Genomic DNA, 12,629 nt, shown 5'->3' with positions numbered 1-12,629 from the left:
ATAATCGACGGCCTACGCCCGCCAGCCATCAACGGACACGCTATGAACCCTGACTTAAACGCTCTACATCCCTATCCGTTTGAGAAGCTGGCCGCCCTTAAAGCGGCGCTGACGCCACCGGCGGGACTGGAGCACATCCCACTCACCATCGGTGAGCCTCAGCACGCCCCTTACCCAGCGGCGCTTGAAGCCCTGGTGGCCCACCAGCTGGAAATGGCCCGTTACCCAGCCACCAACGGCCTGCCGGCGCTACGCGAGACCATTGCCGCTTGGGCCACCCAGCGCTTTGGCTTAACCGGGCTTGATGCCGAACGCCAGGTGCTGCCGGTGAACGGCACGCGAGAGGCGATTTTTGCTTTCGTGCAGGCAGCTCTCGATCGCAGCCGTCCTGCCAACGTAGCCGTGCCTAATCCGTTTTATCAAATTTACGAAGGCGCCACCCTGCTAGCGGGCGGACAGCCGCTCTACTTAGACTGCACCGCCGAAAACGGCTTTCGCCCGGATTTTTCAGCGGTTGATGCCACGACCTGGCGTGATGTGCAAATCGTGTTTATCTGTTCGCCGGGCAACCCCACCGGCGCGGTAACGCCGCTTGACGAGTTTAAGCAGCTAATTTCCCTGGCAGACGAACACGACTTTATCATCGCCTCTGACGAGTGCTACTCCGAGCTCTACCTGGATGAAAAAACGCCGCCGCCCGGATTACTACAGGCTTGCGCCGAACTAGGCCGCGATGATTACCGCCGCTGCGTTGTGTTTCATTCACTCTCTAAGCGCTCTAACCTGCCGGGGCTGCGCTCTGGCTTTGTCGCGGGCGACGCGGATCTTCTCACGCCGTTTAAGCGCTACCGCACTTACCATGGCTGTGCGATGTCGTTACCGCTCCAGCACGCCTCTATTGCTGCTTGGCAAGATGAAGCCCACGTGCGGGCCAACCGTGATGCCTATCGCGCTAAATTCGGTGCCGTGACGGAGGTGTTAGCGCCAGTGATGGACTTCCCCACCCCAGAGGCCAGTTTCTACCTCTGGCCCGCCGTACCGGGCGGTGATGATATTGCGTTTAGCCAACGGCTTTACACCGAACAGCACGTTAGCGTACTGCCCGGCAGCCTGATGGGCCGCCCCGGGCACAATGGCCACAACCCAGGGGCTGGGCGGCTACGCTTAGCCTTAGTGGCGGAACTTGAGCCAACGCTGGAAGCGGCAAAGCGCCTACGGCAACTGATTGAACTCGGCTAGGAGACTGTATGCTGACGCTCTATATGATCAACACCTGTGATACCTGTCGCAAAGCACGCAAAGCGCTGGACGAGAAAGCCCTGTTGTACAAAACCCATGACCTTCGCAAAGATGGCCTTTCCGCCGCGCTGCTGGAACATATTTTAAATCGCGTCCCCTTGGTAGACGTGATGAACAAACGCAGCAAAACTTGGCGAGAGCTTTCCGACGATGAAAAAAATTACGACGCAAACTCAGCTCGCCAGCTGCTGCTCACCTACCCCACCCTGCTCAAACGCCCACTGTTAGAGCGGGATGATGGCACCATTTTGATAGGCTACCGTGAAGGCGACTACGATAAATTAGGCTAGCGCCCTGACGCATACCCTCCCACTCTCTTCACACTTTTCACGCTCTTAAACACTTAAAGGATGACGCGTTATGCTGAGCTTTGCGCTTGGAATTGGCACTCAAAATACCCAGGGCGACTGGCTGGAAATTTACTACCCGGCTCCGCTGCTTAACCCCGCAGAAAGCTTAGTAGCCACCGCCAAAGAAACGCTGGATGCGCCTACGGGCAATGCACCGGTCAGCTTCTTACCGGAAGATTGCACGCGCTTGGCCAAAGCGTTGGAAGCCGCTGGCCACCCGGAGCAAGCAGAGCTTGCCGAATCACTGGCAGCGAGCCACCGCCCGCTGGTGGCCATGTTTCTGGAGACCGACCAAGCACCGCAAACCGCCCCTGAGGTGTACCTCAAACTCCACCTGCTTTCCCACCGTTTAGTGAAGCCTCATGGGCTGGACCTGACCGGCATGTTCGGCCTGTTACGTAACATTGCCTGGACGAACGAAGGCGCAATCGACATCGAAGAGCTACCCGCCCGCCGCCTAAAAGCACGTTTGGCTGGCCGCGTGCTGTCGGTAGACTGCGTTGATAAATTCCCCAAAATGACCGACTACGTCGTGCCCACCGGCATTCGCATTGGCGACACCTCCCGCGTACGTTTGGGCGCCTACCTGGGTGAAGGCACCACCGTCATGCACGAAGGCTTCGTCAACTTCAACGCAGGCACCGAAGGCCCCGGCATGATTGAAGGGCGCATCTCGGCGGGTGTCATGGTCGGCAAAGGCTCTGATCTCGGCGGGGGCTGCTCGACCATGGGCACGCTTTCTGGCGGTGGCAATATCATCATTAAAGTCGGCGAAGGCTGCCTCATTGGCGCCAATGCCGGTATTGGCATTCCGCTGGGCGACCGCTGCACCGTCGAAGCAGGCCTTTACATTACGGCTGGCTCAAAAGTCACCCTGTTGGACGACCAGGGCCAGGAAGTAAAGACTGTGGCCGCCCGCGAGCTGGCGAGCCAGGATGATCTGCTGCTACGCCGTAACTCGCAAAACGGCCGCATCGAGTGCCTGACCAATAAAAGCGCCATCGCGCTGAACGAGGCACTGCATGCCCATAACTGAGCCTGACGCGCTGTCGCCTACGCTGAAGCTGGCGTTTGATCTACTCGGCCGTGCATCAGTAACGCCAGACGACGAAGGCTGCCAGGACATAATGATCGAGCGCTTAACGGCGCTCGGCTTTCATGTTGAGCAGCTTCCCTTTGGCGATGTGAAGAATTTCTGGGCGGTACGCGGCCACCACGGCCCAGTGCTTGCGTTTGCTGGCCACACCGATGTGGTGCCTAGCGGGCCGCATACCAGCTGGGAGTTTCCGCCCTTCTCACCCTGCATTGATGACCACGGCATGCTGTGTGGGCGCGGAGCGGCCGATATGAAAGGCAGTTTAGCGGCTATGCTGACCGCCGTTGAGCGTTTCGTCACCGCCCACCCCGACCACGATGGCCGCATTGCGTTTTTAATTACCTCCGACGAAGAAGGCCCCGCTGTCGATGGCACCCGTGCGGTGGTGGAACATCTGCGCGAACGCAATGAGCGCCTGGATTACTGCATCGTCGGCGAGCCCTCTTCCACGGCCCGCTTGGGGGATGTCATTAAGAACGGTCGCCGTGGTTCGCTGGGTGGCGTCCTACATGTTAAAGGTGTGCAGGGCCACGTGGCCTATCCGCACTTGGCGCGCAACCCGATTCATCAAGCGATGCCAGCTCTAGATGCTCTAACAAATGAGCACTGGGATGCGGGCAACGACTTCTTCCCCGCTACCAGCTTTCAAATTTCTAACTTCCGGGCAGGTACCGGGGCGACTAATGTGATCCCGGGCGACGTCGAAGTAGTCTTCAACTTCCGCTACTCCACCGAAGTCACCCACGAAACGCTACGCGCTCGCACTGAAGCGATTTTGGATCAGCATGGCCTTGAGTATCATATCGACTGGACGCTCAACGGCGAGCCGTTTTTAACCGCCGAAGGCAAGCTGGTGGATGCCGCGATTCGCGGAGTAGAAGCTGTCACCGGCGAACGCCCTAAGCTCTCTACCAGCGGTGGCACCTCCGATGGCCGCTTTATCGCCACCCTTGGCGCCCAGGTCGTCGAGCTCGGCCCGCTCAACGACACGATTCATAAAGCCAATGAGCGCGTGCTCGCCAGCGACCTAGATACGCTAAGCCGCATCTACGAGGCCACTCTTCAAGCGCTGCTAACGACCAACGAGGTAAGCGTATGATGGAGCGGTTTCCAGATATTGAGGTGTACCTTGCACAGGTCACCCTGGATGACATTAATGCATGGCTGCAGGATGCGCTGAACGCCCCGCCGCTTAGCCCCGCAGGCAAAGGCAAGTGGAACACCCGTGGTCAGCATGAAGGGGAGGCAGTGCCTGTGTTGTTAGTAGACCGCGCCGCCGACGGGTTTGCCAGCCTGTGGTTTGATAGCCACCACACGCCGTGGCATACCGATCAAGAGTGCGCCCAGCACGCCGCCGAAGCGCTACAAATTGAGGTACGCTGCTCGCTAGGTGGTTGGCACCCAGGCGATGACCCTGACCGCTTCTGGCAAGTGTTGCCAGGGGGGCAAGAAAAGGCCATTGAGTGGCCCGATTCAGGTCGCTAAACGCACAAGACCCCGCCGAAGCGGGGTCTTGTCTTTCCAGCCATTAACAATGGCAGTGTTACTTAACCATCACTACTCGATAATCGCTACTCGATAATACTGACATCATCCGCCTGCAGGCCACGGTCATTCTTGATCACGTGATAGCGAACAATCTGACCTTCGGCGAGCATACGCGGCCCACGGCCACGAATTGCACGAAAGTGAACAAACACGTCTTCGCCGTTATCGCGAGTAATAAAACCGTATCCTTTATTGGTATTAAACCACTTCACCTCTCCCTCTTCGCGGCCATCATTGGGGTCGATGATATCTTCCTCTTCCTCATCATCTTCCACCATAGGCGCCGCCTGGGGCTGGCGGGGTGCGGGCTGTGCACGGGCTATATCTGCTTTTACCACCATAGGTGGCGCCAGGGCAGCAGCGGCTAAAGTACCGATAAACAGCACGGCAAAACAACCCAACGCGACGGCAATATAAGCACCATTAATACCCGCCGCTAACAACTGTTCAGCCAGCAACGCATCCGTTAAATGAACAATCCCCGCCAGCAGCAGCGGCGTGGGGGCGGCAAGTAAGACACTGATGAAGAAACAGCGAAAAACAACTTTTGGATTCATAGATAATAAAAGCTCTCTTGTTGTATGGGTAACAGACGAAGGACAATACTCGGACTACAAGGCCCATTCCTAACAGTACCGAGCATACTACACAAGGTGACGATGTTATCATGACAAACGACTTATCGCCCGCTGAGCTAACTCAACGTTTTGAATCTTTAGAGAGTCGCTTAGCGTATCAAGAGCATTGGCTGGACACTCTTGACCAAGCGGTTGCCCAGCAAGAGCGCCGTTTAGAAAAACTGGAGCAGCTAAGCGCCCTAATGCGCGAACGCCTTCGCGAGCAGCATCAGGCGCTACAAGCAAGCGACTCCCAAGGCTCCTCTCGCCCAGAAGATGAAATACCGCCCCACTACTAATACTCACTGGCTAATACTCACTGGCTAATACTCACGGACGATCATCCCAGCTCGCAGGTCGTTGCCGTTGGTTTAGTTTTAAACGTTGTTTAACACATCGGCAGGGCTGACGCTTTCCAAACCGAAGGCCTCTGCCACCGCTTGATAGGTGATATTGCCATTGTGCACGTTAAGCCCCGGCAAGAAATGGGCGTCATCCTTAAGCGCTTGCTGCCATCCTTTATTTGCTAGCGCCAGCACAAAGGGGAGCGTGGCATTCGTTAGCCCCAAGGTGGATGTACGCGCCACTGCGCCCGGCATATTGGCCACACAGTAGTGAACAATGCCATCCACCATGTAGGTTGGCTCAGCGTGAGTGGTGGGCCTGCTGGTTTCAAAACAGCCGCCCTGATCAATAGCCACATCTACCAGCACGCTGCCGGGCTGCATGTCGGCCAGCATAGCGCGGGTGATTAACTTAGGCGCCGCTGCACCTGGGATAAGCACGGCGCCGATGATCATATCGGACATTTTAACCGCGTCATCCAGAGCATCTGCCGTTGAATAAACCGTTTTGATACGCCCTTGGTAACGGTCATCCAACACCTCTAAACGGGCAATGGACTTTTCCAGAATGGTTACCTCTGCCCCTAAGCCTAACGCCATGCGCGCAGCGTTTTCACCCACTACGCCACCGCCAATCACGGTCACCTTGCCAGGTGCCACCCCCGGCACGCCGGGCAAAAGCACCCCTGAACCGCCCTGGGCTTTCTCTAAGCTATGTGCGCCGGCCTGAATTGCCATACGGCCCGCCACGGTGCTCATCGGCGCCAGTAGCGGCAAGCCTCCCCTTCCATCCGTAATCGTTTCATAAGCAATGCAGGTAGCGCCGCTCGCCATCAGAGCCTGGGTCAGCTTTTTCTCAGCGGCTAAATGAAGGTAGGTAAATAAGGTGTGATTAGACGTTAGCCGGGCGACCTCCTCCGGCTGAGGCTCTTTTACTTTAAGAATCAGCTCAGCGTTTTGCCATAGCGCTTCTACATCAGCCTCAATCGTTGCACCCGCGGCCTCATAATCGCTATCGCTAAACCCTGCTCCTTCACCCGCTCCCGCCTGCACCCACACTGTATGACCACGCCCTGCCAATTCGCGCACACCGGTAGGGGTAAGCGCCACTCGATATTCGTGATTTTTAATCTCTTTGGGGATAGCGACTTGCATTAGATATTCTCCTGGCTTGGGCTTTATATAAACGATCCAGACTTCATTACAGCACAGCTAACGTCGTCTACCAGCACCAAAAAGGAAAACAAAAAAAACGCCGCTAAAGGCGTTTTTTATAGAAAAATCTAGCGCTTAAAAAGCTTAGACAAAAAAATCATCGCTAATTTTCAATTTCCGACGCTGCCACCAGCGCACCTCCGTAAATACGCTGATACTCGTCGGGCAGCCGCTTGGGGCGACCGCTAGAAAGAGCAACGCAAGCGAACCGGGTACGCGCATTCAGCAGCGTTTTACCATCGCTTACACGCTTAAGCTGGAAGCGTCGGGTAAGGCTAAAGCGTCCATCGCTGGCAACAATCCATGTCGCCAGCTGCAGATGGTCGTTTACAAAACCAGGCGCCAGATAGTCCAGCTCATGGCGATGCACGACCATCGCTCGGTCAAGCGCACGATAACGCTCAAGAGAAAGCCCCAACGCCTCGGAGTGGGCCCAGCTCACTTGTTCAACCCAGCGTAAATACTCGCCGTTATTGACATGCTGGTAGGCATCAATCGCCTCGTGGGTCACGTGGATATCGATCACAAAAGGATCCGGCAACGCCCACTCCATTGACTCCTCCTTGCTTTATTGCCCTACACTATTGCTCTACACCAGTAGCCTGCTGGAAGGCTTAATCACGGAACACTCGCACGCCTAACGCTTTCAGATACGAGGTTTCAGGAATAGCCGGATGCACTGGATGGTCAGGCCCCTGGTGGCCCTGGAAAATCACCTGGCCGTGACGATCTTGGTGGCGCACCGCACCGCGCACTACGTCAACCAAGCGCTCAGGCGCGAGGTGCATGGAGCACGAGGCTGAAAGTAACAAGCCGTCGCGACCCAATAAGCGCATCGCTTCACGGTTTAAGCGGGCATACGCGCGCTCACCATTGGGAATGTCTTTGCGTTTTTTGATAAACGCAGGCGGGTCAAGAATCACCACGTCGAACTGTTCGCCGTCGGCTTTCAGCGCCGCTAGGGCCTCAAACGCATCGCCCGCACCCACCGCGACCTGCTCCTGCACACCGTTTAGCTCGGCGTTACGCGCCACTTGATCAAGCGCTGGGGCCGAGGAGTCGATGCACAGCACCTCAGTCGCACCGCTGACTGCCGCCTGCACACCCCAGCCTCCCACATAACTGAATACGTCCAGCACCCGCTTACCCGCCACTTGGCTATTTAGCCATGCGCGGTTAACCCGGTGATCAAAGAACCATCCGGTTTTCTGGCCGTTAAGTACCGGCACTGCAAACTGCACGCCGTTCTCTTCCAGCAGCACTTCATCGGGCAGTATGCCTTTCACAACTTCAACGTGAGCTTCCAGGCCTTCCTGACGACGGCCACCCGTATCGTTACGGAAGACAATGGCACTGGGCTTAATAACTTTTTCCAGGGCGTCGACAATATCTTCCGCCAGTGCCTGCATACCCGCTGTATTAAGTTGCACCACGACCACATCGCCAAAACGGTCAATCACCAAGCCCGGTAGCAGATCACCTTCACCGTGAATCAAACGGTAAAACGGCTTATCAAACAGACGTTGGCGTAGGGCCAACGCTTGGTTAAAGCGGTGTATAAACAACGAACGGTCTAAACGCATTTCCGGGTCGCGAGACATCACGCGCGCACAGATGAGCGAGTGCGGATTAACGTAGGCCACCCCAAGGGTTTTACCGTTCGATGCTTCAATGAGTGCAGGCTCACCTGCGGCAAAATTTTTCAGCGGCGTCTCTTTGATATCTACTTCGTTAGAGTAGATCCATAGATGGCCCGCTTTTAGGCGGCGATCGGCATCTTTATTCAGGCGCAGGCGTTGAGTCACAACAATCTCCAAAAGAGCAATCTCACAAAGCACATAGGCTCTGAAAGCACAGACAAACAGTAAAAAAAGCGGTCGTTAACGCTGACAGCCGGGACAAAACACACTAGCGCGCTGACCAAGGGTAATGCGTCTAAGCTCCGTGCCACAGCGCAGGCAGGGCTGCCCATGGCGCCCGTACACATTGAGTTGCTGGGCAAAGTAGCCCGGCTCACCCTGGCCGCTAACAAAATCACGCAGTGTCGTGCCGCCCTGGGTAATCGCCGCCGCCAATACGTCTTTAACCGCAGTAGCAAGCGCCTGATAACGCGCTAGGGAGATACGCCCTGCCGCGCGACGCGGGTCAATACCCGCCATAAACAGTGCCTCGGCTGCATAGATATTACCCGCGCCAACCACCACGCGGTTATCCATCAAAAAGGGCTTCACCGCAACGCGCTTATTACGTGACGCGTTATATAACCAGCGGCCGTTAAACGCGTCGCCTAACGGCTCTGGCCCAAGGTGTGCCAAGCGTTTATCTAGGCTGCCATCACCCTGCTGCCAATCAACAAAACCAAAGCGGCGTGGGTCGTGATAACGCAGCACGTAACCCGAGGTAGTCACCACGTCCACATGATCATGTTTTTTCGGCAAATCCCCCACGCGAGCGATGCGCAAGCTGCCCGACATGCCTAGGTGCCACAATAGCGTGGCACCCCCTTCAGGCACTACCAAGGGGATTTGTAAGTACTTGGCCCGGCGTTTTAACACACCAACCCGCGCCCCTACCAGTCGCTCAGCAAGATCATCAGGCACGGGTACACGAAGACGCGGCTGGCGAACAAGCACTTCACTGATCTCCTGCCCTTCCAAATAGGGGGCAATACCGCGTCGTGTCGTTTCAACTTCAGGCAATTCGGGCATGATGAAAGCCTATGATGACAGCACAATGACAACGGCCCTGGCAGTGACGTTGCCACTCCTTACTGACGCAAAAGTGGCACGCCCTAACAGAGACGCTAACAAGCAGACATGCAAAAACCCGGCTTGGGGCCGGGTTTTTCAACAGGCGCTCGCCTGCAGTGAAAGCCGATCATCGTAACCGTGATTACTTGATCTTGGCTTCCTTGTAGATAACGTGCTTACGGACGACCGGGTCGTATTTCTTGAATTCGAACTTATCCGGTGTGTTCCGCTTGTTCTTATCAGTGGTGTAGAAGTGGCCTGTACCGGCACTAGACACCAACTTGATCTTATCGCGCATGGTTTAACTCTCCCAAAAGTGCTTAGCCAAAAGCTGGCTTAGATCGCGTCGCCGCGCTTGCGGATATCAACCAGAACCGACTCGATACCTTTCTTGTCAATAATACGCATACCTTTAGAGGAAACGCGCAGTTTGACGAAGCGGTTTTCAGCTTCAACCCAAAAACGATGGGTGTGCAGGTTCGGCAAGAAACGACGACGTGTCTTACGCTGGGAGTGAGAAACGTTATTTCCAGTTACCGGACGCTTGCCGGTAACCTGACATACTTTGGACATGAGAGCCTCCAACCACTTGGCGAGTTGTTCAAAACTGTCGGGCAAACCGGAGCAGGGAAGGAGTCGACGCCGTTAACCGCCAAGCTTTACCCAAATCCGTTATTCAACCCAAGTTTAAAGGTGGCACTTTATACCAGAGCGCCTAGCCACCGGCAAGGAAAACCGCCCAAAAAGGCCAAAAAAGACGTTTTTTGGTCAGTTTACTTAGACAAGCAACCAAAACCTTAAGGCCATTGTGTCGCTTATCTTTTTTATAGCCAGCCGCGCTCGGCAAATGAAACCACATCACCGTCACCCACCACAAAATGATCAAGCACCCGCACATCGAAGAGTGCAAGAGCATCTTTTAAGCGTTCGGTGATACGTCGATCAGCATCGCTTGGCTCAGCAACACCCGATGGGTGGTTGTGTGCCAGGATGACAGCACCTGCGTGCAATTCTAACGCACGCTTGGCAACTTCGCGGGGGTAAACGGACGCGCTGTCTAGGGTACCGCGAAACAGGGATTCATAGCGAATAATTCGGTGCTGGGTATCCAAAAAAAGCACTGCAAACTCTTCATGTCCTAAATGGCGCAGCTGGGAACTGAGATAGTGGCGTACCAGCGCAGGTGAAGTTAGCGCGTTACCACGCGCCAGTTGACTCGCCAAATGGCGCCTGGAAAGCTCAAGCGTTGCCTGTAATTGAGCAAACTTCGCGCTACCCAGCCCCCTAGCCGCACAGAACTGCGTTTGATCGGCCTCAAGCAGCTGCCTTAACCCACCAAAACTGCTCAGCAGATCCCGCGCCAAATCCACTGCCGAGCGTCCTTTAACGCCTACACGCAGAAAAATCGCCAACAGTTCGGCATCTGAAAGTGCCTGGGCGCCCATGTTTAACAGTTTCTCTCTTGGTCGCTCACCTTCTGGCCAATGATTAATCCCCATCCACGCCTCCCTGCTTGTTAGTTTAAAACCCCTCGACCACCAACATCTCACTATAACTAGCTTTTATACTCTCTGCCGGAGCATGCCAAAATAATCAGTCAAATGGTATGGTAAGCCTCTTTACGAACGTCACACTGGACTGCCCGCCATGGCTTCACTTCCGCTATCTTCTTTATCGTCGCTTACCGGCAAACGCCTGCTGCTAGGCGTTAGCGCGGGTATCGCGGCCTATAAAAGCGCGCTACTTGTTCGCTTATTCAAGCAAGCGGGCTGCGAGGTACGCGTGGTAATGACCGAGGGCGCCCAAGCCTTTATCACGCCGCTAACCCTGCAGGCGCTCTCCGGGGAGCCTGTGCGCACTTCACTGCTAGACCCCGAAGCCGAAGCTGGCATGGGCCATATTGAATTGGCCCGCTGGGCAGACGCCGTGGTTATTGCCCCAGCTACCGCCGACTTAATCGCCCGTTTAGTGCATGGCATGGCGGATGACCTGCTAACCACGCTGTGCCTAGCCTCTGAAGCACCCAAGCTGATCGCCCCTGCGATGAACCAGGCCATGTGGCGCCACCCTGCCACCCAGCGCAATGTGGCGCAGTTAGCCAGCGATAGCTGGCAACTGATTGGCCCAGCGGCTGGGGATCAAGCCTGCGGAGATGTGGGCCCAGGCCGAATGAGCGAGCCAGAAGAGATTTTTAACGCGCTAGCTCAGCACTTTTCGCCTCCCGTCAAAGCGTCTGGCGAAATATCCAGCCGTGCACCACATATTGTGATTACCGCAGGCCCTACTCGAGAGGCGCTGGACCCAGTGCGCTACTTGTCGAACCACAGCTCAGGCAAGATGGGCTATGCACTAGCCGCTGAAGCAGCAGCGCAAGGCGCACGGGTCACGTTAATCAGCGGCCCGGTGAATCTACCCACCCCCCAAGGCGTCGCACGCATTGACGTGGAAACAGCGCTTCAGATGCACCAAGAAGCGCTGCGCTTAGCGCCACAGGCAGCGCTGTTTATTGGCTGTGCAGCGGTTGCCGACTACCGCGCCGAAAGCGCTGCCGTGCATAAAATCAAAAAAACCGACGATAACGACACGCTTACCCTTACGCTGATTAAAAACCCTGACATTATTGCCGAGGTCGCTGCACTGCCCAACAGCCAACGCCCCTTTGTGGTGGGCTTTGCCGCTGAAACCCAGGATGTACCGCGCTACGCAAACGACAAGTTGCAGCGCAAGGGGCTAGATATGATCGTTGCCAATGATGTTTCCCAGCAGGGTCTCGGCTTTGGCAGCGACGACAACGCGGCCCTGCTCCTTTGGCGGGCAACCTCTGGCACTGAGCAGTTGGCAGCGCCGCCGCAAACTAAAAAAGCGCTGGCGACCCTCATCATTCGCCAAGCGCTGACGCTACTCCCCCCTCAACCCTCCGGAGCATTATCATGAGCAGCCCCCGCCCACGCCTGCAGTGCAACGTATTAGATGATCGCCTGCTCGACTACCTGCCCTCCTACGCCACGGCAGGCTCTGCGGGGATGGATCTACGGGCACTGTTAGATGAACCGCTAACCCTTGCCCCCGGCGACTGCGAACTCGTGCGCACTGGCCTTGCCATCTATATTGAAGACCCAAGCCTTGCAGGCATGATTCTGCCCCGCTCGGGCTTGGGCCATAAGCACGGCATTGTGCTGGGCAACCTAGTGGGGCTGATTGACTCCGACTACCAGGGAGAGCTGATGATCTCGGTGTGGAACCGTGGTCAAACAAGCTTTACGCTGGCGCCTTTCGAGCGTCTCGCGCAGTACGTGCTGGTGCCCGTGATCCAGGCAGACCTTGCCATTGTGGAAACCTTTGAAGACTCCACTCGCGGCACTGGCGGCTTTGGAAGTACAGGCCGTCAATAGACAGCCCGTCCACTCAGC

At 56.1% G+C, this 12,629-nt stretch carries 16 protein-coding genes; 8 read left to right on the top strand and 8 right to left on the bottom strand.

Annotation, left to right across the window (positions count from 1 at the left end; all coding sequences use genetic code 11):
- Positions 1-42 precede the first annotated feature (42 nt).
- The 5 genes from dapC (at position 43) to P8S54_RS13960 (ending at position 4,230) form a co-directional block, all read left to right on the top strand.
- Entirely contained in the window at positions 43-1,239 is a 1,197-nt protein-coding gene (gene dapC, locus P8S54_RS13980) for a succinyldiaminopimelate transaminase (RefSeq protein WP_281442212.1), read from the top strand.
- A gap of 8 nt (positions 1,240-1,247) precedes the next feature.
- Positions 1,248-1,589 carry a Spx/MgsR family RNA polymerase-binding regulatory protein gene (locus P8S54_RS13975; RefSeq protein ID WP_281442211.1) on the top strand — a complete coding sequence of 114 codons (342 nt, stop codon included), beginning with the start codon at positions 1,248-1,250 and terminating at the stop codon, positions 1,587-1,589.
- Between the two features lie 70 nt (positions 1,590-1,659).
- Positions 1,660-2,685, top strand: coding sequence for a 2,3,4,5-tetrahydropyridine-2,6-dicarboxylate N-succinyltransferase (gene dapD / locus P8S54_RS13970; protein ID WP_281442210.1), 1,026 nt, complete (start codon positions 1,660-1,662; stop codon positions 2,683-2,685).
- Positions 2,672-3,844, top strand: a complete 1,173-nt coding sequence (dapE, locus tag P8S54_RS13965; RefSeq protein ID WP_281442209.1) for a succinyl-diaminopimelate desuccinylase — start codon at positions 2,672-2,674, stop codon at positions 3,842-3,844. The genes dapD and dapE overlap by 14 nt, the downstream gene beginning before the upstream one ends.
- Complete coding sequence (locus P8S54_RS13960) at positions 3,841-4,230, top strand: hypothetical protein (protein ID WP_281442208.1); 390 nt, start codon at positions 3,841-3,843, stop codon at positions 4,228-4,230. Before dapE ends, P8S54_RS13960 begins: the two co-directional genes overlap by 4 nt.
- 86 nt (positions 4,231-4,316) lie before the next feature.
- On the opposite strand, the gene P8S54_RS13955 is transcribed toward P8S54_RS13960, so the two are convergent.
- Positions 4,317-4,850: a cold shock domain-containing protein gene (locus tag P8S54_RS13955; RefSeq protein ID WP_281442207.1), complete on the bottom strand. Its 534-nt coding sequence runs from the start codon at positions 4,848-4,850 to the stop codon at positions 4,317-4,319.
- A 110-nt stretch (positions 4,851-4,960) separates the two neighbouring features.
- Here P8S54_RS13955 and P8S54_RS13950 point away from each other — a divergent pair, with 110 nt between their 5' ends.
- A complete protein-coding gene (locus tag P8S54_RS13950; RefSeq protein WP_009101706.1) occupies positions 4,961-5,209 on the top strand; it encodes a SlyX family protein in 249 nt (82 codons plus the stop codon).
- Between the two features lie 78 nt (positions 5,210-5,287).
- Here P8S54_RS13950 and ald read toward each other — a convergent pair whose 3' ends face one another.
- The 7 genes from ald to radC all read right to left on the bottom strand — a co-directional run bounded on the left by ald (position 5,288) and on the right by radC (position 10,718).
- On the bottom strand, positions 5,288-6,409 hold the full coding sequence (gene ald / locus P8S54_RS13945) for an alanine dehydrogenase (RefSeq protein ID WP_281442206.1): 1,122 nt from the start codon (positions 6,407-6,409) through the stop codon (positions 5,288-5,290).
- A 163-nt stretch (positions 6,410-6,572) separates the two neighbouring features.
- Positions 6,573-7,022: a thioesterase family protein gene (locus P8S54_RS13940; protein ID WP_281442205.1), complete on the bottom strand. Its 450-nt coding sequence runs from the start codon at positions 7,020-7,022 to the stop codon at positions 6,573-6,575.
- Between the two features lie 61 nt (positions 7,023-7,083).
- Positions 7,084-8,274 carry a class I SAM-dependent rRNA methyltransferase gene (locus P8S54_RS13935; RefSeq protein WP_281442204.1) on the bottom strand — a complete coding sequence of 397 codons (1,191 nt, stop codon included), beginning with the start codon at positions 8,272-8,274 and terminating at the stop codon, positions 7,084-7,086.
- A gap of 75 nt (positions 8,275-8,349) precedes the next feature.
- Positions 8,350-9,177: a bifunctional DNA-formamidopyrimidine glycosylase/DNA-(apurinic or apyrimidinic site) lyase gene (gene mutM / locus P8S54_RS13930; RefSeq protein ID WP_281442203.1), complete on the bottom strand. Its 828-nt coding sequence runs from the start codon at positions 9,175-9,177 to the stop codon at positions 8,350-8,352.
- Between the two features lie 184 nt (positions 9,178-9,361).
- The gene (gene rpmG, locus P8S54_RS13925; protein ID WP_009098622.1) at positions 9,362-9,517 is read right to left on the bottom strand and encodes a 50S ribosomal protein L33; all 156 of its coding nucleotides are present in this window, start codon (positions 9,515-9,517) and stop codon (positions 9,362-9,364) included.
- A gap of 38 nt (positions 9,518-9,555) precedes the next feature.
- Entirely contained in the window at positions 9,556-9,792 is a 237-nt protein-coding gene (gene rpmB, locus P8S54_RS13920; protein ID WP_009098620.1) for a 50S ribosomal protein L28, read from the bottom strand.
- Between the two features lie 251 nt (positions 9,793-10,043).
- Positions 10,044-10,718 (bottom strand): DNA repair protein RadC, encoded by a 675-nt coding sequence (gene radC / locus P8S54_RS13915; protein ID WP_009098617.1) that lies wholly within the window; start codon positions 10,716-10,718, stop codon positions 10,044-10,046.
- Between the two features lie 148 nt (positions 10,719-10,866).
- On the opposite strand from radC, the gene coaBC reads away from it, so the two are divergent.
- Together coaBC and dut are read left to right on the top strand one after the other, a co-directional pair.
- On the top strand, positions 10,867-12,153 hold the full coding sequence (gene coaBC, locus P8S54_RS13910; protein WP_281442202.1) for a bifunctional phosphopantothenoylcysteine decarboxylase/phosphopantothenate--cysteine ligase CoaBC: 1,287 nt from the start codon (positions 10,867-10,869) through the stop codon (positions 12,151-12,153).
- Positions 12,150-12,611, top strand: a complete 462-nt coding sequence (gene dut, locus P8S54_RS13905) for a dUTP diphosphatase (protein ID WP_281442201.1) — start codon at positions 12,150-12,152, stop codon at positions 12,609-12,611. Before coaBC ends, dut begins: the two co-directional genes overlap by 4 nt.
- Positions 12,612-12,629: the final 18 nt, after the last annotated feature.

Origin of the sequence: Halomonas sp. M1 (assembly GCF_029581375.1) — a bacterium.
GTDB lineage: Bacteria > Pseudomonadota > Gammaproteobacteria > Pseudomonadales > Halomonadaceae > Vreelandella.
Note: the sequence above shows the minus strand (reverse complement) of the source record. Positions and strands in the feature narration are given on the sequence as shown.

Bases quoted from the DNA above. Each gene is read 5' to 3' on its own strand.
- P8S54_RS13955 (WP_281442207.1), bottom strand. From the start codon at position 4,850: ATGAATCCAAAAGTTGTTTTTCGCTGTTTCTTCATCAGTGTCTTACTT.
- P8S54_RS13940 (WP_281442205.1), bottom strand. From the start codon at position 7,022: ATGGAGTGGGCGTTGCCGGATCCTTTTGTGATCGATATCCACGTGACC.
- P8S54_RS13950 (WP_009101706.1), top strand. From the start codon at position 4,961: ATGACAAACGACTTATCGCCCGCTGAGCTAACTCAACGTTTTGAATCT.
- coaBC (WP_281442202.1), top strand. From the start codon at position 10,867: ATGGCTTCACTTCCGCTATCTTCTTTATCGTCGCTTACCGGCAAACGC.
- rpmB (WP_009098620.1), bottom strand. From the start codon at position 9,792: ATGTCCAAAGTATGTCAGGTTACCGGCAAGCGTCCGGTAACTGGAAAT.
- dapD (WP_281442210.1), top strand. From the start codon at position 1,660: ATGCTGAGCTTTGCGCTTGGAATTGGCACTCAAAATACCCAGGGCGAC.
- radC (WP_009098617.1), bottom strand. From the start codon at position 10,718: ATGGGGATTAATCATTGGCCAGAAGGTGAGCGACCAAGAGAGAAACTG.
- P8S54_RS13975 (WP_281442211.1), top strand. From the start codon at position 1,248: ATGCTGACGCTCTATATGATCAACACCTGTGATACCTGTCGCAAAGCA.
- ald (WP_281442206.1), bottom strand. From the start codon at position 6,409: ATGCAAGTCGCTATCCCCAAAGAGATTAAAAATCACGAATATCGAGTG.
- dut (WP_281442201.1), top strand. From the start codon at position 12,150: ATGAGCAGCCCCCGCCCACGCCTGCAGTGCAACGTATTAGATGATCGC.
- dapC (WP_281442212.1), top strand. From the start codon at position 43: ATGAACCCTGACTTAAACGCTCTACATCCCTATCCGTTTGAGAAGCTG.
- P8S54_RS13960 (WP_281442208.1), top strand. From the start codon at position 3,841: ATGATGGAGCGGTTTCCAGATATTGAGGTGTACCTTGCACAGGTCACC.
- rpmG (WP_009098622.1), bottom strand. From the start codon at position 9,517: ATGCGCGATAAGATCAAGTTGGTGTCTAGTGCCGGTACAGGCCACTTC.
- mutM (WP_281442203.1), bottom strand. From the start codon at position 9,177: ATGCCCGAATTGCCTGAAGTTGAAACGACACGACGCGGTATTGCCCCC.
- dapE (WP_281442209.1), top strand. From the start codon at position 2,672: ATGCCCATAACTGAGCCTGACGCGCTGTCGCCTACGCTGAAGCTGGCG.